The sequence below is a fragment of the Herbaspirillum sp. WTB6 genome, assembly GCF_057457785.1.
Window position 1 is genome coordinate 1,656,303 of sequence record NZ_CP176522.1, and the last position, 21,696, is coordinate 1,677,998.

Here is a 21,696-nt window from a genome sequence, read left to right on the forward strand (position 1 = left end):
GAAAAACGCCCGCGACAAGCGGGCGCTTTCGACTGCGGCAAGCGCGGCTTACTTGTTCGGCTGCGGTGTCAGGCGCAGATAGGGCCGGGCCGCGGTGTACCCTTTCGGAAACTTCTGCTTGATCACCGCCTCGTCCTGGATCGAGGTCGGGATGATCACGTCGTCGCCGTCGCGCCAGTTGCCGGGGGTGGCGACACTGTAATTGTCGACCAGTTGCAGACCATCGATCGCGCGCAGGATTTCATCGAAGTTGCGGCCGACGTTCAGCGGATAGGTCAGGATCAGGCGCACTTTTTTCTTCGGGTCGATGATGAACACCGAGCGCACCGTCACCGTATCCGACTGGTTCGGATGGATCATGTCGTACAGCAGCGATACCTTGCGGTCGTGATCGGCAATGATCGGGAAACCGACCACGGTTTTCTGCGTGTCCTCGATGTCCTTGATCCAGTCCAGGTGGCTCTGCGCGGAGTCGACCGATAATGCGATCGCCTTCACATTGCGCTTGTCGAATTCCGGTTTCAGTTTCGCCGTCAGGCCCAGTTCGGTAGTGCAGATCGGCGTGAAATCGGCCGGATGGGAAAACAGCACGACCCATGAATTGCCTGCCCACTCGTGGAACTTGATCTTGCCGATTGAGGAATCCTGCTCGAAATCAGGTGCGGTATCGCCCAGACGTACGGCCATGTTGTTCTCCTTTTCAGTAATCCGATGAAAACCCGACTATAGACACAAGACGCCGCCGTTCCAACAACACTTAACGACTATGCAAATAACGCGGCGCTATGTGTTGTGAATTTTATCTCGAAACCGCATATCAATGGGAGTATATGGAAAAATGCCGGATTTTCCGCATGGAAAATATCGATGTTTAAAAATACATTGGGCAGTATTGTTCCGGCTGATTATCCCGGGTTGGACACCCGCGCCAGCGATTGCAGGAATTTTTGACTGTCCTGATACCCGATCACGCGGCCGGCGGCGATCTCGGCGGCATCCTTGGCAAAGAAAATGATGCCAGGCGGCCCGAACAGCCCGAAACGCTTCAGCAGCGCCCGGTCGTCGGCATTGTTGGCGGTGACGTCGACCTGCAGCAATTGCATGCCGGCCAACTGCTGCCGCACGCGCGGATCGGAAAAGGTCCATAGCTCCATTTCCTTGCAGGAGACGCACCAGTCGGCGTAGAAATCCAGCATCGTGATACGGCCATTGGCTTGCGCCAGCGCCGCATCCAGTTCCGCGCCCGACTTGATGCGCGTGAAGGGCACGGCGGCCGGCGCCGGTGTGCTGCCCAACTGCGCCAGCGGCGCGCTGACCTCGCGCGCGCCGCTGGCGGCGCCAACCAGTTGCAGCAAGCCCAGGGCGGCAAACAGCAAACCGCAGGCCTTGGCCGCCCAGCCGTTGCGGCCGTCCCACAATAGCCAGGCGCCGTAGCCGACGCCGAGCACGGCCCAGCCCGCCATCTGCAGCGCCACTGGCAAGAGCGGCGCCACCATCCACCAGGCCAGCGCCAGCAGCATGACGCCGAAGAAGCGCTTGACCTGCTCCATCCAGGCGCCGGCGCTCGGCAGCAGCGCGTTGGCCGAGGCGCCCAGCAACAGCAGCGGCACGCTCATGCCAGCCGCCATCGCGAACAGCGCGCTGCCGCCGATGACGACGTCGCGCGTCTGGCTGATATACACCAGCGCCCCGGCCAGCGGCGCCGCCACGCAGGGGCCGACGATCAGCGCCGAAATCGCCCCCATCGCGAACACCCCGCCCAGATGGCCGCCGCGCTGTTCGCCCGAAACCCGCGCCAGCCGCGTCTGCAGCGCCACCGGCAGTTGCAGCGCATAGAAGCCGAACATCGACAGCGACAATCCGACCATCAGCAGCGCGAACGCCGATAGCAGCCACGGGTTTTGCAGGCCGGCGGCCAGCCCTTCGCCGATCAGGCCGGCGGCCACGCCGAGCGCGGTGTAGACGATCGCCATTCCCAACGAATAGCTGACCGATAGCGCAAAACCGCGCGCGCGCCGAATCTTGCCGTGCGCAGCGCCGGCGCCGACGATGATCGACGACAGGATCGGCAGCATCGGCAGCACGCAGGGGGTGAATGCCAACCCCAGTCCGAGCAGGAAAAACAGCGGCAGGATCGCCAGCAGGCGCCCGCTTTGCAGCGAGGATTCGATGCGTCCCAGATCCGATTCCGGCGCCCGGCCCGCTGTCCCCAGCGCAGCGCCGCTGGCGCTCGCCGCCAGCTTCGCCTGCGACTCCATCGGCGTATAGCACAGGCCCTGGTCGGCACAGCCTTGCGAGGTGGCGATCAGCGTGAAAGGACCGGCGGCCGCGACCGGAATCGAGATGGTGACGCTGCCGCGGTAGGTCTCCATTTCTTTTTGAAAGGTTTGGTCGAATTTGACGTGGCCGGCCGGCATCTGGGGCTGGCCCAGCGTGGCGCCCTCGGCGCGAAACTGGAAGCGCTCGCGGTACATGTAATAACCGTCGGCAATCCGGTAGCTGATCGCAACGGTCTGCGCATCCACCATTTTGGCCGAGAAACGAAACGCCGCTTCCGGCTCCAGGTAATCGTCGGCCGCGCGCGCCGCCGACGCCAGCAGCAACGCCGCAGCAACCAGCAGCAGGATGACCATGGCGGCCAGCGGCGATGTATGCCTTCTGCTCATCTTAAATTTCGACATCCTTCCTGGTTTCCGCCGCCAGCCACGCCAGATAGGCCGGCAGCCCGGCCACGATCGGCAGCGCGATAAGTTCCGGCAGCGCGTAAGGGTGAGCCAGCTTGATCGCTGCCTCCAACTCCGCATAGCGCGCGTCGGTACTCTTGATCAAGAGGGCGACCTCCTCGGCCTCTTCCAGCGCGCCCTGCCAGCGATAGATCGACTGTAACGCAGGCAGGATATTCACGCAGGCAGCCAGTTGCTGCTGCACCAGAGCACGCGCCAAGGCCCGCGCCGCGTCCAGGTGCGGCAGATTGGTCATTACCAGTAACGGCTGCGGCATCTCGCGCTCCCTGTATCCGGTTAGCGCGTCGGCCGCGCCAACCGCCAATGGTAAGCGAAAACGCCGCTCGCCGCCGTGCGCAGGAACCCGCGCCGCTCAGCGAGATGTACGCATGCCTGCGGCCGCAAGCCGGGTCAGCCGCGCGCTTTGGCAGACATAAAGGGTATGTAAATTCTTCGCTTGCAGCATGCCCGGAATTTAACACTATGTTGGCCAGTATCCCGCGTTACCAAAGCACAAAATACAAAAGCCAGGCAAAAACCTGGCTTTATGAGGAGATACCGATGACCGCGGCTTATTCGACGCTTTCAGCCTCGCCCGCCTCGGTCGGTTCCGGCCGATCCAGCAGCTCGACATACGCCATCGGCGCATTGTCGCCTTGGCGGAAGCCCATCTTCAGGATGCGCAGATAGCCGCCGTTGCGGTTGGCGTAGCGCGGGCCGAGTTCGGCAAACAGCTTCAACACCATTTCGCGGTCGCGCAGACGGTTGAAGGCGAGGCGCTTGTTGGACAGGGAGTCGACCTTGCCCAGGGTCAGGATCGGCTCGACCACGCGACGCAGTTCCTTGGCTTTCGGCAAGGTGGTTTTGATCGCTTCATGGCGCAACAGCGAGACTGTCATGTTGCGCAGCATCGCCAGGCGATGCGAAGAGGTGCGGTTCAGTTTACGAAGACCGTGACGGTGACGCATGATGCTTCCTTTCAGATTTCAGTTTGGATCCAGCTCTTCTATCGTGCCGCACAAGGCGCCGCGCGGGCCGGTAAATATTGGTAAGGACTTGGCGCAGCCGGCACCAGCCGGCCGCTGCCGTGGATTACTTCTCGAGGCCTGCCGGCGGCCAGTTTTCCAGCTTCATGCCAAGCGTCAAGCCGCGCGAAGCCAGCACTTCCTTGATTTCGTTCAAGGACTTGCGGCCCAGGTTCGGCGTCTTCAGCAATTCGTTTTCGCTGCGCTGGATCAGATCGCCAATGTAGTAGATGTTCTCGGCCTTCAGGCAGTTGGCCGAACGCACCGTCAGCTCCAGGTCGTCGACCGGGCGCAGCAGGATCGGGTCGATCTGCGGTGCGCGCGACGGCGCTTCGGCGGCAGCCTCGGTGCCTTCCAGGGCGGCGAACACGTTCAACTGGTCGACCAGCACGCGCGCCGACTGGCGGATCGCTTCTTCCGGCGAGATCACGCCATTGGTTTCGATGTTGATGATCAGCTTGTCGAGGTCGGTACGCTGTTCAACACGCGCGGATTCCACAGCGTACGACACGCGCCGCACCGGAGAGAACGAGGCATCCAGGATGATGCGGCCAATCGTCTTGTTGACGTCTTCCTGCAACCGGCGCACGTTGCCCGGCACGTAGCCGCGGCCCTTCTCGACCTTGATCTGCATGTCCAGCTTACCGCCGCCTGTCAGGTGCGCGATCACGTGATCCGGGTTCACCAGTTCGACGTCGTGCGGCAGATCTATATCGGAGGCCAGCACCGGGCCGTCGGTTTCCTTCTTCAGCGTCAGCGTGACTTCATCGCGATTGTGCAGCTTGAATACCACGCCCTTCAGGTTCAGCAGCAGATCGACCACGTCTTCCTGCACCCCGTCCAGCGACGAATATTCGTGCACCACGCCGGCGATCGTGACTTCGGTCGGCGCATAGCCGACCATCGACGACAGCAGCACGCGCCGCAGCGCGTTGCCCAACGTGTGGCCGTAGCCGCGCTCGAACGGCTCCATCACGACTTTGGCGTGACCGGGCGTGATCGCCTCGACTTCAATGATGCGCGGTTTCAATAAGCTGTTTTGCATGGAATGTCCTCTTCAATACCCTCGGCTCGTTACACCGATAAGGCTGATGGAAATCAACTACGTTGCGGGGAAAGAGTGCTTCTTCATTGCGGGACAGAGTCGAGCGAAACGCTGCTCTGTCCCCAACCGGTACGATTCGATCCGACGGAAAACCGGATTAACGCGAATACAATTCGACGATCAGCGATTCGTTGACGTCGTTGGCGATCTCGCTGCGATCCGGCAGCGCCTTGAAGGTGCCTTCCATCTTCTTGGCGTCGACCGCGACCCAGGATGGCAGCCCGATCTGCTCCGCCAGCGACAGCGCTTCAACGATGCGCACCTGTTTCTTCGCTTTTTCGCGCACTGCGACGACGTCGCCCGGTTTCACCTGGTAGGAGGCGATATTGACGACGTTGCCGTTGACGGTAAATGCCTTGTGCGACACCAGTTGCCGGCCTTCGGCGCGGGTCGAGCCGAAGCCCATCCGGTATACGACGTTATCCAAGCGGCCTTCCAGCAGCTTCAACAGGGTTTCGCCGGTGTTGCCCTTGCGGCGATCGGCTTCGGCGAAATAGCGGCGGAACTGGCGTTCCATGATGCCGTAAATGCGCTTGACCTTCTGCTTTTCACGCAACTGGTTGCCGTAGTCCGAGGTGCGCATGCCGGAAGTGCGGCCATGTTGACCCGGCTTGGAGTCCAGCTTGCATTTCGAATCCAGCGAGCGGCGGGCGCTCTTCAGGAACAGGTCCGTGCCTTCGCGACGGGATAGCTTTGCTTTTGGTCCGATATAACGTGCCACGTTGTTTCCTTTCTTTATGTATTGCGGCCGAGTCTATGAGCCGCCCGGAAACGGCAAATCACTCTGCCCCCAACACTTTAGTTGACGTTCCGACCGAATCGAATCCGATTCGTCAAACGCTAGTCCAGCCTGCCTGCTACCGGACGGTGGGCTTAAGAACAAAACCCGCCGGGGTCTCCGGCGGGCAGTTTTCACTGGTACAAACTGCGATTCAAACTGAAGCAGTCGCCTGCATCAAATCCGGCGGCGCTTCGGCGGGCGGCAACCGTTGTGCGGCACCGGCGTCACGTCCTGGATCTGGGTGATCTTGATACCCAGGTTGTTCAGCGCACGCACCGCCGATTCACGACCCGGGCCCGGGCCCTTGATGCGCACTTCCAGATTTTTCACACCATACTCGACCGCCACCTTGCCGGCAGCTTCGGCCGCGACCTGGGCCGCGAACGGCGTCGATTTGCGCGAACCCTTGAAACCTGCACCACCGGAAGTCGCCCACGATAGCGCGTTACCCTGGCGGTCGGTAATGGTGATGATGGTGTTGTTGAAAGACGCGTGGATGTGCGCGATACCTTCGGCAACGTTCTTTTTCACTTTCTTACGCACACGTGCTGCTGCGGCGTTATTCGGGGCTTTTGCCATGTTAATTTCCTAGAATCCGACAAGCAATCCAAGCGCTGAACACCTCAGCGCCGGTTATTTCTTCAGCGACTGTGCAGCTTTGCGCGGTCCCTTGCGGGTCCGGGCATTGGTACGGGTACGCTGGCCACGTACCGGCAAGCCTTTGCGGTGACGCAGGCCGCGATAGCAGCCAAGATCCATCAGACGCTTGATGCTCATCGACACTTCGCGCCGCAGATCGCCTTCGACGACGAAGTGGCCGATTTCGTCACGCAGCTTTTCCAGCTCGTTGTCGTCCAGGTCCTTGACCTTCTTCGAGGTCGGGATTCCAGTCTTGGCGCAGATTTCCTGCGCCCGCGGACGACCAATACCGTAGATGGCGGTCAGGCCAATGACGGTGTGCTGATGATTGGGGATATTCACCCCTGCGATACGTGCCATTCGTTATTCCTCGATCAATAACGTTAATTAACCTTGACGCTGCTTGTGGCGCGGTTCGGTGCAGATGACACGAACCACGCCCTTGCGCTTGATGATCTTGCAGTTGCGGCAGATCCGCTTGACTGATGCGAGCACTTTCATTTTTGCCCTCTTTCTTTCAATTGCTTAAACCATTTGAGGAGTCCGGCATGTCGCCACGGCAGCTCTCCACAACCATAAAATCCTACTTCGTACGAAACACGATCCGGGCTCTGCTCAAGTCATACGGCGTGAGCTCTACCGTTACCTTATCGCCCGGCAAAATCCGGATGTAATTCATCCGCATCTTGCCGGAAATGTGACCCAGTACCACGTGCCCGTTTTCCAACTTCACCCGAAATGTTGCGTTGGGCAGATTCTCGAGAACCTCACCCTGCATCTGGATAACGTCGTCTTTTGCCATTCGGTCTATCGATTCCCCGGGCGTTCAACGCGTAGGGATTCCGCCCTTGAAATTTGCCTTGCGCAATAGAGACTCATATTGCTGCGACATCACGTAGTTCTGCACTTGCGCCATGAAATCCATCGTCACCACGACGATAATCAACAACGACGTTCCACCGAAATAAAACGGTACCTTCCAGCGCGCAATCAAGAATTCCGGCAGCAAGCAGACCAGCGTGATATACACCGCACCCACCAGCGTCAAGCGCATCAGTATTTTGTCGATGTAGCGCGCAGTCTGGTCGCCAGGACGAATGCCCGGAACAAAGGCACCGCTCTTTTTCAAGTTGTCCGCCGTTTCCTTACTGTTGAATACCAACGCGGTATAGAAAAAGCAGAAAAACACGATCGCCAGCGCGTACAACAACGCATGGATCGCCTCGCCGGGAGCCAGCGACGCCGCCAGATCCTTCAGAAAACGGAACATCGCATTGTTGCTATCGCCACTGGTAAACCAGCTGGTAATCGTGGCCGGAAACAAGATGATAGACGAGGCGAAAATCGGTGGAATCACACCCGACATATTCAACTTCAGCGGCAAATGGCTGCTTTGCCCGCCGTAAATCTTGTTGCCCACCTGGCGCTTGGCGTAGTTCACCAGAATCTTGCGCTGACCGCTTTCAATAAACACCACCGCATACGTCACGGCAACCGCAATGATGCAAATCAGGATCGCCGCCAGCGCGCTCATCGAGCCGGTGCGTACCAATTCGAACAGACCACCCAACGCACCGGGCAATCCCGCTACGATACCGGCAAAGATGATGATCGAGATCCCGTTGCCCAACCCGCGTTCGGTAATTTGCTCGCCGAGCCACATCAGGAACATGGTACCGGTCAGCAATGTCACTACCGTGGTGAAGCGAAACGCCATGCCCGGATCAATCACCAGCCCGGGCTGCGACTCGAGCGCCACCGCGATGCCAAGCGCCTGGAAAGTCGCCAGCACCAACGTGCCATAGCGCGTGTATTGCGTGATCTTGCGCCGTCCGGACTCACCCTCTTTCTTTAGCGCCTCCATCTGCGGCGACACCGCCGTCATCAGCTGCATGATGATCGAGGCCGAAATGTACGGCATGATCCCGAGTGCAAACACCGCAAAGCGCGACAAGGCGCCACCGGAAAACATGTTGAACATGCCCAGTATGCCGCCCTGGTTCTGGCGGAACAGCTGAGACAGTTGCTCCGGATCGATACCCGGAACCGGAATGTGCGATCCCAAGCGAAATACCACCAGCGCGCCCAGCAGAAACCACAAGCGGCTCCACGGAAAACCGCTGGCCGCGCTCTTGGCGAGTTTCGAATTAGTTGCCAATTATCGCTCCGTGGTTACAGCAGACCTTCAGGCAATCGAGCCACCTGCGGCTTCAATTGCCGCCTTCGCGCCCTTGGTCGCCAGCAAGCCCTTCAACGCCACTTTTTTGGTCAGTTCGCCGGACAGGATGACACGTACCACCCGCGCCAGTTCCGGTACCAGACGGGCCTGCTTCAAGGCCAGCATATCGACTTCGGCAACCGGCAACTTTTCCAAGTCCGACAGACGAATCTCGGCCTTGTATGGCGCAGCCAGCGATTTGAAGCCGCGCTTTGGCAGTCGGCGCTGCAGCGGCATCTGGCCGCCTTCGAAACCGACCTTGTGAAATCCGCCGGAGCGCGATTTCTGTCCTTTATGTCCACGGCCAGCGGTTTTACCCAGGCCCGAACCAATACCGCGACCGACGCGACGCTTGGCGTGTTTGGCGCCATCGGCCGGTTGAATGCTGTTCAATTCCATGATTTGCTCCGTTCGCGAGTCTGAGCTCACGACACCACTTTCACCAGGTACGACACCTTGTTGATCATGCCGCGTACAGCGGGCGTGTCTTCCAATTCGGCCACGGAATTGACGCGACGCAAGCCGAGTCCGCGCACCGTGGCACGATGCGTTTCGCGCGTGCCGATCAGGCCCTTGACCAGTTTAACCTTGACTGTATTCGCCATGAGACTCACCTTAACCCAAAATTTCTTCAACGGACTTACCGCGTTTGGCGGCAATTTCCGACGGCGTGTTCATCTTGGCCAGGCCATTCAGGGTCGCGCGCACCATGTTGTATGGATTGGTCGATCCGTTCGACTTGGCCACCACGTTGGTCACGCCCATGACTTCGAAAATCGCCCGCATCGGACCGCCGGCGATCACGCCGGTACCTTCTTTTGCCGGCGCCATCAGCACCGACGACGCGCCATGCTTACCGGTCACGGTATGCTGCAGCGTGCCATTTTTCAGCGAAACCTTGATCATCTTGCGGCGCGCTTCTTCCATCGCCTTCTGCACGGCGACCGGCACTTCCTTCGACTTGCCCTTACCCATGCCGATGCGGCCGTCGCCGTCACCCACCACTGCCAGCGCGGCGAAACCCATGATGCGGCCACCCTTCACCACTTTCGTGACGCGGTTGACGGCAATCATTTTTTCGCGCATGCCGTCATCCGGCTTTTCGCTTTGCATCTTCGACTGCATTTTTGCCATGATGACTATTCCTTAAAACTTCAGACCGGCTTCACGCGCGGCTTCCGCCAGCGCCTTGACCCGACCGTGGTAACGGAAACCGGAGCGGTCGAACGCCACTTCGGTCACGCCCGCCTGCAATGCCTTTTCCGCGACGCGCTTGCCCACCAGCGAGGCCGCGGCAACGTTGCCACCCTTGCCCGAAGCGCCGGCCAATTCCTTGCGCAAGTCTGCTTCGGCGGTCGAAGCGCTCGCCAAGACGCGCGCGTCCGGACCGATGACGCTGGCGTAAATATGCAAATTGGTACGATGCACGGCCAGACGGTTTACCTTCAGCTCTGCAATCTTGGCACGGGTTTGGCGTGACCGGCGCAGGCGCGATTCTTTCTTGTCCATCATCAACCCCTATTACTTCTTCTTGGTTTCTTTGAGGATAACCACTTCGTCCGCGTACCGAACACCCTTGCCCTTGTAGGGCTCAGGCTCGCGATAGGCGCGAACTTCAGCGGCCACCTGGCCGACACGCTGGCGATCGATACCCTTGATCAGGATTTCGGTCTGAGTCGGGGTTTCGCATTTGACGCCGGCCGGCATTTGATGTACCACCGGATGCGAAAATCCAAGCGACAGATTCAGGGTATCGCCCTGCGCCTGCGCCCGGAAGCCGACGCCAACCAGGGTCAACTTTTTCTCAAAGCCCTTGGTCACGCCGTTGACCATGTTGTTGACCAACGCACGCAGAGTGCCCGACATCGCATTCGCTTCGCGGCTGTCGTTGGCCGCGGCAAACGTCAATGTACCGTTACTATTTTCAATCTTGACCAAACCATTCAAGGCTTGCGTCAACGAGCCCAACGGACCCTTCACCGTGATCTGATCTGCCACAATGGTCGCTTCCGCGCCTTTTGGCAACTCAACCGGCATTTTTCCCACACGAGACATGTTGCGCTCCTTAGGCCACGTAGCAAATGACTTCGCCACCGACACCGGTCGCGCGCGCCTTGCGATCAGTCATGACACCGCGTGGCGTCGATACGATTGCCACACCCAATCCATTCATGACGTTTGGAATTTCGCCCTTGCCCTTATAGACCCGCAAACCTGGCCGGGACACCCGCTCCAGGCGCTCGATGACGGGGCGACCGGCGTAATACTTCAAGCCGATTTTCAACTCCGCCTTACCCGCATTTTCGGACACGGCAAAATCTTCGATATAACCTTCGTCCTTCAGAACGCCGGCAATCGCCACTTTCAACTTCGACGACGGCATTGCCACCGCGGTCTTCTGCACTCCCTGCGCATTGCGGATACGGGTCAGCATATCGGCGATAGGATCGCTCATACTCATTGAATATCCTCCTATTACCAGCTGGCTTTAGTCATACCCGGGATTTCACCACGCATGGCGGCTTCGCGGAGTTTGGTGCGACCCAGACCGAACATGCGGTATGTGCCACGTGGGCGACCCGTAATTGCACAACGATTACGCTGACGGGTCGGCGCGGAATTACGCGGCAGAGCCTGCAACTTCAGGCGCGCCTCATAACGCTCTTCGTCCGATTTCGATTGATCGTTGATGATTGCCTTCAACTCGGCCCGCTTGCCGGTGAATTTTTTCACCAGATCCGCGCGCTTTTGTTCACGGTTAATCAGTGCCAGTTTTGCCATGGCGACCTCAGTTTCTGAACGGAAATTTAAATGCGGCGAGAAGCGCCTTCGCTTCATCGTCGGTTTTTGCTGTCGTCGTGATGCTGATATTCAAGCCACGCAGCAAATCGATCTTGTCGTACTCGATTTCAGGGAAAATGATCTGTTCCTTGACGCCGATATTGTAATTACCCCGACCATCGAAGGCGCGCCCCGAAATGCCGCGGAAATCGCGCACGCGGGGCAACGCCACCGTGATGAAGCGATCGAGAAACTCATACATGCGGGCGCCACGCAAGGTCACCATGCAACCGATCGGATAACCCTCGCGAATCTTGAAACCGGCGATTGCCTTGCGCGCCTTGGTCACGACCGGCTTTTGGCCTGCGATCTTAGTCAGATCACCCACCGCATGCTCGATAATTTTCTTGTCGGCTACCGCCTCCGACAACCCCATGTTCAGGGTAATTTTCTGAATACGCGGCACTTCCATTACCGATTTGTAGCCAAATTTGGCAACTAGATCGGTAACGACCTTTTCTTTATAGAATTCTTGAAGACGGACCATGATCTGTTACACCTTAACGACTTCACCACTGGACTTGAAAACGCGAACCTTATTGCCGTCCACCGTCTTGTAGCCCACACGATCCGCCTTGCCAGTTGCCGCATTGAACAATGCAATATTCGATACATGAATCGGCATCAACTTATCGACGATGCCGCCGGTCGTGCCAGCCATCGGATTCGGCTTGGTCGCTTTTTTCGCGACATTCACCCCCTCGACGATGACGTATTCCGCGTCTACCCGTTGCTTGACGACACCGCGCTTACCCTTGTCCTTGCCGGCCAGCACGATCACCTCGTCGTTTTTTCGAATTTTACTCATGACGACCCCTTACAGAACTTCCGGCGCAAGCGACACGATTTTCATGAAGCGCTCGGTGCGCAATTCACGGGTAACCGGCCCAAAAATACGCGTACCAATCGGCTCCAGCTTGGCATTCAGCAACACCGCCGCATTGCCGTCGAACTTGACCAGCGAGCCATCCTGACGGCGCACGCCCTTGGCGGTACGAACCACCACGGCGTTATAGATCTCGCCCTTCTTGACGCGGCCACGCGGCGCCGCCGCCTTCACCGTCACCTTGATGATGTCGCCAATCCCGGCATACCGCCTTTTGGAACCACCTAGCACCTTGATGCACATTACTTCGCGCGCACCGGTGTTGTCGGCCACTTCGAGCCGGCTTTCAGTTTGAATCATAATATTCTCTTTCCCAACTTAACCCGCCTGATTCACACGATGTGAGGTGGCGGCCAGTCTTGGTCCTGTCAGCCGGCCGTACTGCAAGCGGGCTGTTTAGGTGGACAATTTCCAAAGTTTACTGCTGCTGCTGCGCTCTTGGCTGATCTGGATAACAGCCAAGCCGACAATTATGACAGTGCAATCGCTGATGCGCAACAAAAACTTAAATTACCTGTGCTACCTGAACGATACGCGTCACAGTCCAGGCTTTGGTCTTTGAAATCGGACGGCCCTCCTGGATTTCCACGACATCGCCAGCCTTGGCCTGGTTCGATTCGTCATGCGCGTGGTATTTGTTGCTGCGCGTGATGATCTTGCCGTATAGCGGGTGCTTGACGTGGCGCTCGATCAGCACCGTAATCGTCTTGTCCATCTTGTCGGAGACAACCTTGCCGATCAGCGTACGCTTCGACGACTGCTTCACCGTATCGTTCATTGCTGCGCATCCTTCTGATTCATGACCGTTTTCACGCGCGCGATATCCCGGCGCACCTTCTTGAGTTGGGCAGTATTGCCAAGTTGTTGCGTTGCCACCTGCATGCGGAGGCCGAACTGCGCCTTGAGCAAGTCACGCAATTCCTTGGCCAACGCAGCTTGGTCCTTAGCGCGGAGTTCAGTTGCTTTCATGATCCACTCCTCTTATTGGCCGATCTGGCGCACGACAAAAGTCGTTTGCAGCGGCAATTTTGCGGCGGCCAGGCGGAACGCTTCACGCGCCAACGCTTCATCGACGCCATCCATTTCATACAACATTTTGCCTGGCTGAATTTCGGCAACGTAGAACTCGGGGTTACCCTTACCGTTACCCATCCGAACCTCGGCCGGCTTTTGCGAAATTGGCTTATCCGGGAAAATCCGGATCCAGATCCGACCGCCGCGCTTGATGTGACGCGTCATGGCGCGCCGTGCAGCCTCGATCTGGCGTGCGGTGATACGACCGCGGCCGATTGCCTTCAGGCCGAATTCGCCAAATGACACCGCGGTTCCACGCGAGTGCGAAATGCCGGTATTGCGGCCCTTCTGTTCTTTACGATATTTTCTGCGTGCTGGTTGCAGCATGGTTATTCTCCTGCTTTCTCGGCTGTTGCGCCGTCGGCGCCGCTGGCCGCGTCATCCGCTTTCTTGGTGCGCACCCGCTGCTTGGCAGCCACCGGCGCTGCAGCTGTCGGAGCGGCACCCTCAGGGCGCTTGGCACGAGGCCGCCCCGCCGGCTTACCGTCATCACGACGCGGACCGCGACGTTTGCGATCATCATCGGCCGTGCTTTCCAGGGTCGGAGCTTCGCCATTTGCCAAGCGATCACCCTTGTATACCCACACCTTGATGCCAATGATGCCGTAAGTGGTTTGCGCTTCGCCAAAACCGTAGTCAATCTCTGCCCGCAGCGTATGCAACGGCACCCGGCCTTCGCGATACCACTCCTTGCGCGCGATCTCGATGCCATTCAGGCGACCGGAAGACATGATCTTGATACCTTGGGCGCCAAGGCGCATGGCGTTTTGCATCGCCCGCTTCATCGCGCGGCGGAACATGATCCGCTTTTCCAATTGCTGGGCAATCGAGTCGGCGATCAGCTGCGCATCGGTTTCCGGTTTGCGGATTTCCTCGATATTGACATGCACCGGCACGCCCATCATCTTGGTCAGCGCCTGCTTCAGGACTTCAATGTCCTCGCCCTTTTTGCCGATAACCACGCCCGGGCGCGAACTATAAATCGTGATCCGGGCATTCTTGGCCGGCCGCTCGATGACGACCCGCGCCACCGATGCATTCTTCAGCTTGGTCTTCAGGTACGCACGAACCTTCAGGTCTTCATTCAGCATGCTGGCAAAGTTGGCGCTACCAGCATACCAGCGCGAACCCCAGTTGCGAGTTACCGAAAGACGAAAACCGGTTGGATGTATCTTCTGTCCCATCGTGACTCCTTAATTGCCAACAGTCACGTAAATGTGACAGGATTGTTTCGAGATACGATCACCCCGGCCTTTCGCACGCGCGGTAAAACGCTTCAAGACCGAACCTTTTTCGACATAAATCGTCTTGACTTTCAATTCGTCAATATCGGCACCATCATTGTGCTCGGCGTTCGCGATCGCGGATTCGAGCACTTTCTTGATGATCACCGCGCCTTTTTTCGGGCTGAAAGTCAAAATATTGAGCGCCTGATCCACTTTTTTTCCGCGGACCAAGTCGGCGACCAGACGGCCCTTTTGAGCCGACAGTCGCACGCCGCGCAGGGTAGCTTTAGTTTCCATCATGCACCTTATCTCTTAGCCTTTTTGTCGGCGGCATGACCCTTGAAGGTCCGAGTCAGCGCGAACTCGCCGAGCTTATGCCCGACCATGTTTTCGGATATGTACACCGGCACATGCTGCTTGCCGTTATGCACCGCAATCGTCAACCCGATGAAGTCCGGCATGATGGTCGAACGACGCGACCAGGTTTTAATCGGTTTCTTGTCTTTCACCGCCTGAGCGGTTTCGACCTTCTTCACCAGATGGGCGTCGCAGAACGGCCCTTTTTTCAATGAACGTGTCATGTGCTATTCCTTATTTCTTGCCGCGGCGCGAAACGATCATCGAAGTGGTGCGCTTGTTGCGGCGCGTCCGCTTGCCCTTCGTTTGCTGACCCCACGGAGAGACCGGATGACGACCAGCCGCCGTTTTGCCTTCACCGCCACCGTGCGGGTGATCAACCGGGTTCATCACCACACCGCGCACAGTCGGACGGATACCACGCCAACGCATGGCGCCGGCTTTGCCGATCTTGCGCAGGTTGTGCTCACCATTGCCTACCTCGCCAATCGTTGCGCGGCACTCGATGTGCACCCGGCGCACCTCACCCGAACGCAGGCGCACCTGGGCATAAGTGCCTTCACGCGCCATCAATACCACACCGGCGCCGGCGCTGCGTGCAATTTGCGCACCCTTGCCAGGCAACATCTCGATGCAATGCATCGTGGTGCCGACCGGAATATTGCGGATCGGCAGGCAATTGCCGGATTTGATCGGCGCTTCCGAACCGTTCATCAACTGATCGCCGACCGCCATACCCTTGGTCGCGATGATGTATTGACGCTCGCCATCGGCATAGCACAACAGCGCAATGTTGGCGCTCCGGTTCGGGTCGTATTCGATCCGCTCAACCTTGGCAGGAATACCGTCCTTGTTACGACGGAAATCGATGACACGGTAATGCTGCTTGTGCCCCCCACCAATATGACGGGTGGTGATATGCCCGTTATTGTTGCGGCCGGCGCTCTTTGATTTTTTCTCGGTCAGAGCAGCAAAGGGCCGCCCCTTGTACAGATCAGCATTGACCACCTTGACCATGCCGCGACGGCCAGGCGAGGTTGGCTTTACTTTAACCAGTGCCATTATTTAGCCTCCTCGGTAAAGTTGATTTCCTGGCCGGGCTTCAGGCACACGAATGCACGCCGAGTGTGATTGCGGCGACCATTGAATCTTCCGGACCGCTTTTGCTTGCCCATGCGATTGGCAACCTGCACCGACTCGACCTCGACCTTGAACAGCAGCTCGACCGCCGCCTTGACTTCCAGCTTGGTAGCATCGGGTATCACCAGGAACACGACCTGCTCGCGCTTCTCGGCCAGCATCGTCGCCTTCTCGGAAATCACCGGCGCCAGCAACACTTTCATCAAGCGCTCTTCGCTATGTTTTGCCATTGCGCTCATGCCAGCATCTCCTCGATCTTTGCCAGGGCCAGCTTGGTGATCAGGATTTTCTTGTAGAACACCAGCGACACCGGATCCGCCTGATGCGGCTCGACAATCAGCACGCTTGGCAGATTGCGCGAGGCCAGGAACAGGTTCTCTTCAAGACTATCGGTAATCACCAGCACGGAATCCAATCCCATGCCCTTCAGTTTTTGCGACAACAATTTGGTTTTGGGCGCCTCGATCGTCAAACCCTCGATGACCGACAGACGCCCCTCGCGCGCCAACTGGGAAAGGATCGAGCAGACACCTGCGCGATACATTTTCTTGTTGACCTTGTGCGAAAAATTCTCTTCCGGCGAATTCGGGAAGATGCGACCACCACCCCGCCACAGCGGCGACGACGACATACCGGCACGCGCACGACCGGTACCCTTTTGGCGCCACGGCTTCTTGGTCGTGTGATGCACCTCTTCACGATCTTTCTGCTTGCGGTTACCGCTGCGGGCGTTCGCCTGATACGCGACGACGACCTGATGGATCAGGGCTTCGTTGTAATCGCGACCAAAAATGGTATCCGGCGCCACCACATTGGAAGCCGCCTGACCCTGTTCGTTAAGGAGCTTGAGTTCCATCTGTTAAGCCCCTTTCTTGACTTTGACCGCCGGCGAGACGATTACCTGGCCATTTTTGGCACCCGGCACCGCCCCCTTCACCAGCAACAACTGACGCTCGGCATCGACCCGGGCAATTTCCAGGTTTTGCACGGTACAAGTCACATCACCCATGTGACCGGTCATGCGCTTACCCGGAAACACGCGACCCGGATCCTGCGCCATACCGATCGAACCCGGCACGTTGTGCGAACGCGAGTTACCGTGACTGGCACGCCCGGAAGCGAAGTTGTAACGCTTGATCGTACCCGCGTAGCCTTTGCCGATAGAAGTGCCTTGCACATCCACCATCTGACCAGCCGCAAACAGACTGACGGCGACCACGTCGCCCGCCTTCATTGCAGCAGCTTGACCGGCATCGATACGAAATTCTTTGAGAACAGTCCCCGCCTCAACACCTGCTTTGGCGTAGTGACCGGCGGCAGCTTTATTGACGCGCGAGGCGCGACGCTGACCGAATGCGACCTGAACAGCGGAATAACCATCCACGTCCGGCGTTTTGATTTGAGTGACACGGTTGTTGGAGACATCCAGCACGGTTACAGGGATCGAATCCCCGTCATCCGTAAAGATGCGCATCATTCCAACCTTGCGACCAACAAGGCCCAGGCTCATCGTTTTCTCCATTCCCACCTACGATTGGGCGGGGCTGATATTGATACTGCTTGATAACGCAAGAACACGATAGGTATTCTTACCGAAGCCGAGCATTATAGCGCGGCGCTTTTTTTTCCACAATACTTAAATACGCGGATCATTCAAATCAGCCCAGCCGGAATTGGTCGGCACACTGACCGCCCCAACCGCCGAACTCAGGCGACTCCGGGGCGTTGGCATGCAACCGCATGCCAACGCCCCATGCAATCCGGTTATTGCAGCTTGATTTCGACGTCAACACCCGCCGGCAGATCCAGCTTCATCAGGGCATCGACCGTCTTGTCAGTCGGGTCGACGATATCCATCAAGCGCACGTGAGTGCGAATTTCGAACTGATCGCGCGAAGTCTTGTTGACGTGCGGCGAACGCAACACGTCGAAGCGCTGAATCCGCGTCGGCAGGGGCACCGGCCCTTTGACCACGGCGCCGGTACGCTTTGCGGTATCGACGATCTCCAGCGCCGACTGATCGATCAGCCGGTAATCAAATGCCTTTAGGCGGATACGGATTTTCTGGTTCGGGGTAGCCATCTTTTTTTCCTTTAAAGAACGAGCTGCAAGCGGGAATCCGCTTGCAGCATATCAATCAGACTGCATCAATCTGCATGCCGGCTCGGGAGCCGGGAAATCATTCGATAATCTTCGCCACCACACCGGCACCAACGGTACGACCGCCTTCGCGGATCGCGAAGCGCAAGCCTTCTTCCATCGCGATCGGGTTGATCAGTTGCACCGTGATCGAGACGTTGTCGCCCGGCATGACCATTTCCTTGTCCTTCGGCAGTTCGATCGAGCCGGTGACGTCGGTGGTGCGGAAGTAGAATTGCGGACGGTAGTTGTTGAAGAACGGGGTGTGACGACCGCCTTCATCCTTGGACAGCACGTAGATTTCGCCGGTGAAGTGCTTGTGCGGCTTGATGGTGCCCGGCTTGGCCAGCACTTGGCCGCGCTCGACGTCTTCGCGCTTGGTGCCGCGCAGCAGCACGCCGACGTTGTCGCCCGCTTGCCCTTGATCCAGCAGCTTGCGGAACATTTCAACGCCGGTGCAGGTGGTCTTTTGGGTGTCGCGGATGCCGACGATTTCGATTTCTTCACCAACCTTGATGATGCCGCGCTCAACCCGGCCGGTGACCACGGTGCCGCGGCCGGAGATCGAGAAGACGTCTTCGACCGGCATCAGGAAGGCGCCGTCGATGGCGCGTTCCGGGGTCGGGATGTAGGTGTCGAGCGCATCGGCCAGCGCCAGGATCGCTTGCTCGCCGAGCGGGCCGGTGTCGCCTTCGAGCGCGAGCTTGGCCGAGCCTTTGATGATCGGCAGGTCGTCGCCCGGAAATTCGTATTTGGAGAGCAGTTCGCGCACTTCCATTTCGACCAGTTCGAGCAATTCGGCGTCGTCGACCATGTCGCATTTGTTCAAGAACACGATGATGTAGGGTACGCCGACCTGGCGCGCCAACAGGATGTGTTCGCGCGTTTGCGGCATCGGGCCGTCGGCGGCCGAGCAGACCAGGATCGCGCCGTCCATTTGCGCAGCGCCGGTGATCATGTTCTTGACGTAGTCGGCGTGGCCCGGGCAGTCGACGTGGGCGTAGTGGCGCGCCGTGGTTTCGTATTCGACGTGCGAGGTGTTGATGGTGATGCCGCGCGCCTTTTCTTCCGGCGCGTTGTCGATCTGGTCGTAGCCCTTGGCTTCGCCACCAAATTTCTTCGACAACACCGTCGCAATCGCCGCCGTCAGGGTCGTCTTGCCGTGATCCACGTGTCCAATCGTGCCCACATTCACGTGCGGTTTCGTCCGCTCAAACTTGCTCTTTGCCATTTTAAAATTCCTTCAAAAAGAATGATTTTATGCATTGCGGGACAGAGTTGATCGACCGCTTGCGTGCCGACACCCTGCCCCGAACTGGATTTATGTTACTTAGCCTTGGCACTGACGATCGCGTCGATGACGTTTTTCGGCGCTTCCGAGTAGTGCTTGAATTCCATCGTATAGGTCGCGCGGCCTTGCGTTGCGGACCGCAATGTCGTCGCGTAACCGAACATCTCGGACAAAGGCACTTCGGCTTTGATAATTTTGCCGCCGCCGCCAGCGATTTCGTCCATGCCCTGCACCATACCGCGCCGCGAGGACAAGTCACCCATCACGTTACCAGCGTAGTCCTCCGGGGTTTCGACCTCGACCGCCATCATCGGCTCCAGTATCACCGGGCTGGCCTTGCGGCAACCATCCTTGAACGCCATCGACGCAGCCATGCGGAAGGCATTTTCGTTCGAATCGACGTCATGGTAGGAACCGAAAAACAGCGTGACCTTGACGTCCACCACCGGGTAACCAGCGAGCACACCTGCATTCAGCGTTTCGCGCACACCCTTCTCGACTGCCGGAATGTATTCGCGCGGAACGGTACCGCCCTTGATGGCGTCAACGAACTCGAAGCCCTTGCCCGGTTCTTGCGGCTCAATCTTCAAAACCACGTGACCGTATTGACCGCGACCACCGGATTGCTTGACGAATTTACCTTCGATTTCTTCGCAAGTCTTGCGAATCGTTTCGCGGTAGGCCACCTGCGGCTTGCCGACCGTCGCCTCGACGTTGAACTCGCGCTTCATGCGGTCAACGATAATATCCAGGTGCAACTCACCCATGCCGGCGATGATGGTCTGACCCGACTCTTCGTCGGTACGCACACGGAACGAGGGATCTTCAGCCGCCAACCGGTTCAGCGCCAGGCCCATCTTTTCCTGGTCGGCCTTGGTTTTTGGTTCCACCGCCTGCGAAATCACCGGCTCGGGGAAGACCATGCGCTCCAGAACCACGATCGCCTTGTCGTCGCACAGCGTGTCGCCAGTCGTGGTTTCTTTCAAACCAACCACGGCAGCGATATCGCCAGCACGCATTTCCTTGATTTCTTCGCGCTCATTGGCCTGCATTTGCACAATCCGGCCAATACGTTCCTTTTTCTGCTTTACCGAGTTAAAAACGGTATCGCCCGAATTCAAGGTACCCGAATAGCAGCGGATGAAGCACAGTTGGCCAACGAACGGATCGGTCGCAATCTTGAACGCCAGGGCCGAGAATTTTTCGTCATCTTCCGACCTGCGCACCACCGGCTCTTCATCTTCGTTCACGCCCGGCACCGGCGGAATATCTACCGGCGAAGGCAAATAATCGACCACCGCGTCCAGCATCGCCTGCACGCCCTTGTTCTTAAAGGCCGTACCACACATCATTGGCACGATTTCACCCGCAATCGTCCGCTGACGGATCGCCGCCTTGATTTCTGCCTCGGACAAACTCCCCTCTTCCAGGTATTTGTTCATCAGCTCTTCGGACGCTTCCGCAGCAGCCTCGACCATGTTTTCGCGCCACTTATTGGCTTCGGCAACCAGATTTTCCGGGATTTCACCGTATTCGAACTTCATGCCTTGCGAGGCATCGTCCCAAATGACCGACTTCATCTTGACCAGGTCGATCACGCCTGCAAAGTGGTCTTCAGCGCCAATTGGAACCTGAATGGGAACCGGGTTGGCCCTCAAACGGGAACGCATTTGGTCGTAAACCTTGAAGAAGTTGGCGCCAGTACGATCCATCTTGTTGACGAACGCCAAGCGCGGGACATTGTGCTTGTTCGCTTGACGCCACACAGTTTCCGATTGCGGCTGTACGCCACCGACCGCACAGTAAACCATGCAAGCACCATCCAGCACGCGCATCGAGCGCTCAACCTCAATCGTGAAGTCGACGTGACCGGGGGTATCGATGATGTTGATGTGATGCGAAGGGAAATTGTTTGCCATCCCCTTCCAATAGCAGGTAACCGCCGACGAGGTAATCGTGATGCCGCGCTCTTGCTCCTGCGCCATCCAGTCGGTGGTTGCCGCACCATCATGCACCTCACCCAGCTTGTGGTTTACGCCGGTATAAAACAGGACGCGCTCGGTGGTCGTGGTTTTGCCGGCGTCAATGTGAGCCGAAATACCAATGTTGCGATAACGCTCAATGGGTGTCTTGCGGGCCATGATTTGATCCAATATCTCTTTAACGAACAAAACCGGGCGTCATTTTTAGCGAGAAAAATGTGCCCGGCTTCGAACAAATTACATAAATAGGCACGCCAGCAACGCAGTCC

Annotated in this window: 34 protein-coding genes; all 34 read right to left on the bottom strand. The window is 58.0% G+C overall.

Going from position 1 to position 21,696, the window contains the following annotated elements; all coding sequences use genetic code 11:
• Positions 1–48: 48 nt before the first annotated feature.
• The 34 genes from ACK2VC_RS07655 to fusA all read right to left on the bottom strand — a co-directional run bounded on the left by ACK2VC_RS07655 (position 49) and on the right by fusA (position 21,586).
• On the bottom strand, positions 49–687 hold the full coding sequence (locus tag ACK2VC_RS07655; protein ID WP_486733001.1) for a peroxiredoxin: 639 nt from the start codon (positions 685–687) through the stop codon (positions 49–51).
• 218 nt (positions 688–905) lie between these two features.
• Complete coding sequence (gene dsbD, locus ACK2VC_RS07660) at positions 906–2,666, bottom strand: protein-disulfide reductase DsbD (protein WP_486733002.1); 1,761 nt, start codon at positions 2,664–2,666, stop codon at positions 906–908.
• Position 2,667: 1 nt separating this feature from the next.
• Complete coding sequence (gene cutA, locus ACK2VC_RS07665) at positions 2,668–3,000, bottom strand: divalent-cation tolerance protein CutA (RefSeq protein WP_486733003.1); 333 nt, start codon at positions 2,998–3,000, stop codon at positions 2,668–2,670.
• A gap of 295 nt (positions 3,001–3,295) precedes the next feature.
• Entirely contained in the window at positions 3,296–3,691 is a 396-nt protein-coding gene (rplQ, locus tag ACK2VC_RS07670; RefSeq protein ID WP_486733004.1) for a 50S ribosomal protein L17, read from the bottom strand.
• A gap of 124 nt (positions 3,692–3,815) precedes the next feature.
• Positions 3,816–4,793 (bottom strand): DNA-directed RNA polymerase subunit alpha, encoded by a 978-nt coding sequence (locus tag ACK2VC_RS07675; RefSeq protein ID WP_486733005.1) that lies wholly within the window; start codon positions 4,791–4,793, stop codon positions 3,816–3,818.
• 157 nt (positions 4,794–4,950) lie between these two features.
• A complete protein-coding gene (rpsD, locus tag ACK2VC_RS07680) occupies positions 4,951–5,574 on the bottom strand; it encodes a 30S ribosomal protein S4 (RefSeq protein WP_486733006.1) in 624 nt (207 codons plus the stop codon).
• A 234-nt stretch (positions 5,575–5,808) separates the two neighbouring features.
• Positions 5,809–6,213, bottom strand: a complete 405-nt coding sequence (gene rpsK, locus ACK2VC_RS07685; RefSeq protein ID WP_486733007.1) for a 30S ribosomal protein S11 — start codon at positions 6,211–6,213, stop codon at positions 5,809–5,811.
• 54 nt (positions 6,214–6,267) lie between these two features.
• Positions 6,268–6,633 (bottom strand): 30S ribosomal protein S13, encoded by a 366-nt coding sequence (rpsM, locus tag ACK2VC_RS07690; protein WP_486733008.1) that lies wholly within the window; start codon positions 6,631–6,633, stop codon positions 6,268–6,270.
• Positions 6,634–6,660: 27 nt separating this feature from the next.
• On the bottom strand, positions 6,661–6,774 hold the full coding sequence (rpmJ, locus tag ACK2VC_RS07695; protein ID WP_014004415.1) for a 50S ribosomal protein L36: 114 nt from the start codon (positions 6,772–6,774) through the stop codon (positions 6,661–6,663).
• A gap of 82 nt (positions 6,775–6,856) precedes the next feature.
• The gene (infA, locus tag ACK2VC_RS07700) at positions 6,857–7,075 is read right to left on the bottom strand and encodes a translation initiation factor IF-1 (RefSeq protein ID WP_010812378.1); all 219 of its coding nucleotides are present in this window, start codon (positions 7,073–7,075) and stop codon (positions 6,857–6,859) included.
• A 24-nt stretch (positions 7,076–7,099) separates the two neighbouring features.
• A complete protein-coding gene (gene secY / locus ACK2VC_RS07705; RefSeq protein WP_486733009.1) occupies positions 7,100–8,431 on the bottom strand; it encodes a preprotein translocase subunit SecY in 1,332 nt (443 codons plus the stop codon).
• A gap of 27 nt (positions 8,432–8,458) precedes the next feature.
• Entirely contained in the window at positions 8,459–8,890 is a 432-nt protein-coding gene (rplO, locus tag ACK2VC_RS07710; RefSeq protein ID WP_486733010.1) for a 50S ribosomal protein L15, read from the bottom strand.
• A gap of 26 nt (positions 8,891–8,916) precedes the next feature.
• Positions 8,917–9,096, bottom strand: coding sequence for a 50S ribosomal protein L30 (gene rpmD, locus ACK2VC_RS07715; protein ID WP_486733011.1), 180 nt, complete (start codon positions 9,094–9,096; stop codon positions 8,917–8,919).
• Between the two features lie 10 nt (positions 9,097–9,106).
• Positions 9,107–9,625, bottom strand: coding sequence for a 30S ribosomal protein S5 (gene rpsE, locus ACK2VC_RS07720; protein WP_486733012.1), 519 nt, complete (start codon positions 9,623–9,625; stop codon positions 9,107–9,109).
• 12 nt (positions 9,626–9,637) lie between these two features.
• Positions 9,638–10,000, bottom strand: a complete 363-nt coding sequence (gene rplR / locus ACK2VC_RS07725; protein WP_486733195.1) for a 50S ribosomal protein L18 — start codon at positions 9,998–10,000, stop codon at positions 9,638–9,640.
• Between the two features lie 12 nt (positions 10,001–10,012).
• Positions 10,013–10,546 carry a 50S ribosomal protein L6 gene (gene rplF / locus ACK2VC_RS07730; protein ID WP_486733013.1) on the bottom strand — a complete coding sequence of 178 codons (534 nt, stop codon included), beginning with the start codon at positions 10,544–10,546 and terminating at the stop codon, positions 10,013–10,015.
• A gap of 10 nt (positions 10,547–10,556) precedes the next feature.
• Entirely contained in the window at positions 10,557–10,952 is a 396-nt protein-coding gene (gene rpsH / locus ACK2VC_RS07735) for a 30S ribosomal protein S8 (RefSeq protein ID WP_486733014.1), read from the bottom strand.
• Positions 10,953–10,966: 14 nt separating this feature from the next.
• Positions 10,967–11,272 (bottom strand): 30S ribosomal protein S14, encoded by a 306-nt coding sequence (gene rpsN, locus ACK2VC_RS07740; RefSeq protein ID WP_486733015.1) that lies wholly within the window; start codon positions 11,270–11,272, stop codon positions 10,967–10,969.
• A 7-nt stretch (positions 11,273–11,279) separates the two neighbouring features.
• A complete protein-coding gene (rplE, locus tag ACK2VC_RS07745; protein WP_486733016.1) occupies positions 11,280–11,819 on the bottom strand; it encodes a 50S ribosomal protein L5 in 540 nt (179 codons plus the stop codon).
• A 6-nt stretch (positions 11,820–11,825) separates the two neighbouring features.
• Positions 11,826–12,140 carry a 50S ribosomal protein L24 gene (gene rplX, locus ACK2VC_RS07750; RefSeq protein WP_486733017.1) on the bottom strand — a complete coding sequence of 105 codons (315 nt, stop codon included), beginning with the start codon at positions 12,138–12,140 and terminating at the stop codon, positions 11,826–11,828.
• Between the two features lie 9 nt (positions 12,141–12,149).
• On the bottom strand, positions 12,150–12,518 hold the full coding sequence (gene rplN, locus ACK2VC_RS07755) for a 50S ribosomal protein L14 (RefSeq protein WP_486733018.1): 369 nt from the start codon (positions 12,516–12,518) through the stop codon (positions 12,150–12,152).
• 205 nt (positions 12,519–12,723) lie between these two features.
• On the bottom strand, positions 12,724–12,996 hold the full coding sequence (rpsQ, locus tag ACK2VC_RS07760; RefSeq protein WP_486733019.1) for a 30S ribosomal protein S17: 273 nt from the start codon (positions 12,994–12,996) through the stop codon (positions 12,724–12,726).
• Entirely contained in the window at positions 12,993–13,187 is a 195-nt protein-coding gene (gene rpmC, locus ACK2VC_RS07765) for a 50S ribosomal protein L29 (RefSeq protein WP_486733020.1), read from the bottom strand. The genes rpsQ and rpmC overlap by 4 nt, the downstream gene beginning before the upstream one ends.
• Positions 13,188–13,199: 12 nt before the next feature.
• A complete protein-coding gene (gene rplP / locus ACK2VC_RS07770) occupies positions 13,200–13,619 on the bottom strand; it encodes a 50S ribosomal protein L16 (RefSeq protein WP_486733021.1) in 420 nt (139 codons plus the stop codon).
• 2 nt (positions 13,620–13,621) lie between these two features.
• Positions 13,622–14,476 (bottom strand): 30S ribosomal protein S3, encoded by an 855-nt coding sequence (gene rpsC, locus ACK2VC_RS07775; RefSeq protein WP_486733022.1) that lies wholly within the window; start codon positions 14,474–14,476, stop codon positions 13,622–13,624.
• 9 nt (positions 14,477–14,485) lie between these two features.
• On the bottom strand, positions 14,486–14,818 hold the full coding sequence (gene rplV, locus ACK2VC_RS07780) for a 50S ribosomal protein L22 (RefSeq protein WP_486733023.1): 333 nt from the start codon (positions 14,816–14,818) through the stop codon (positions 14,486–14,488).
• Between the two features lie 5 nt (positions 14,819–14,823).
• Positions 14,824–15,099 (bottom strand): 30S ribosomal protein S19, encoded by a 276-nt coding sequence (gene rpsS, locus ACK2VC_RS07785; RefSeq protein WP_486733024.1) that lies wholly within the window; start codon positions 15,097–15,099, stop codon positions 14,824–14,826.
• Between the two features lie 10 nt (positions 15,100–15,109).
• Entirely contained in the window at positions 15,110–15,937 is an 828-nt protein-coding gene (rplB, locus tag ACK2VC_RS07790; protein ID WP_486733025.1) for a 50S ribosomal protein L2, read from the bottom strand.
• Complete coding sequence (gene rplW / locus ACK2VC_RS07795) at positions 15,937–16,254, bottom strand: 50S ribosomal protein L23 (RefSeq protein ID WP_486733026.1); 318 nt, start codon at positions 16,252–16,254, stop codon at positions 15,937–15,939. The genes rplB and rplW overlap by 1 nt, the downstream gene beginning before the upstream one ends.
• Positions 16,251–16,871 (bottom strand): 50S ribosomal protein L4, encoded by a 621-nt coding sequence (gene rplD, locus ACK2VC_RS07800; RefSeq protein ID WP_486733027.1) that lies wholly within the window; start codon positions 16,869–16,871, stop codon positions 16,251–16,253. Before rplD ends, rplW begins: the two co-directional genes overlap by 4 nt.
• A gap of 3 nt (positions 16,872–16,874) precedes the next feature.
• Positions 16,875–17,537: a 50S ribosomal protein L3 gene (gene rplC, locus ACK2VC_RS07805; protein ID WP_486733028.1), complete on the bottom strand. Its 663-nt coding sequence runs from the start codon at positions 17,535–17,537 to the stop codon at positions 16,875–16,877.
• Between the two features lie 242 nt (positions 17,538–17,779).
• On the bottom strand, positions 17,780–18,097 hold the full coding sequence (gene rpsJ / locus ACK2VC_RS07810) for a 30S ribosomal protein S10 (protein WP_486733029.1): 318 nt from the start codon (positions 18,095–18,097) through the stop codon (positions 17,780–17,782).
• Positions 18,098–18,194: 97 nt separating this feature from the next.
• Positions 18,195–19,385, bottom strand: a complete 1,191-nt coding sequence (tuf, locus tag ACK2VC_RS07815; RefSeq protein ID WP_486733030.1) for an elongation factor Tu — start codon at positions 19,383–19,385, stop codon at positions 18,195–18,197.
• Between the two features lie 95 nt (positions 19,386–19,480).
• Positions 19,481–21,586 (bottom strand): elongation factor G, encoded by a 2,106-nt coding sequence (gene fusA / locus ACK2VC_RS07820; protein ID WP_486733031.1) that lies wholly within the window; start codon positions 21,584–21,586, stop codon positions 19,481–19,483.
• Positions 21,587–21,696: the final 110 nt, after the last annotated feature.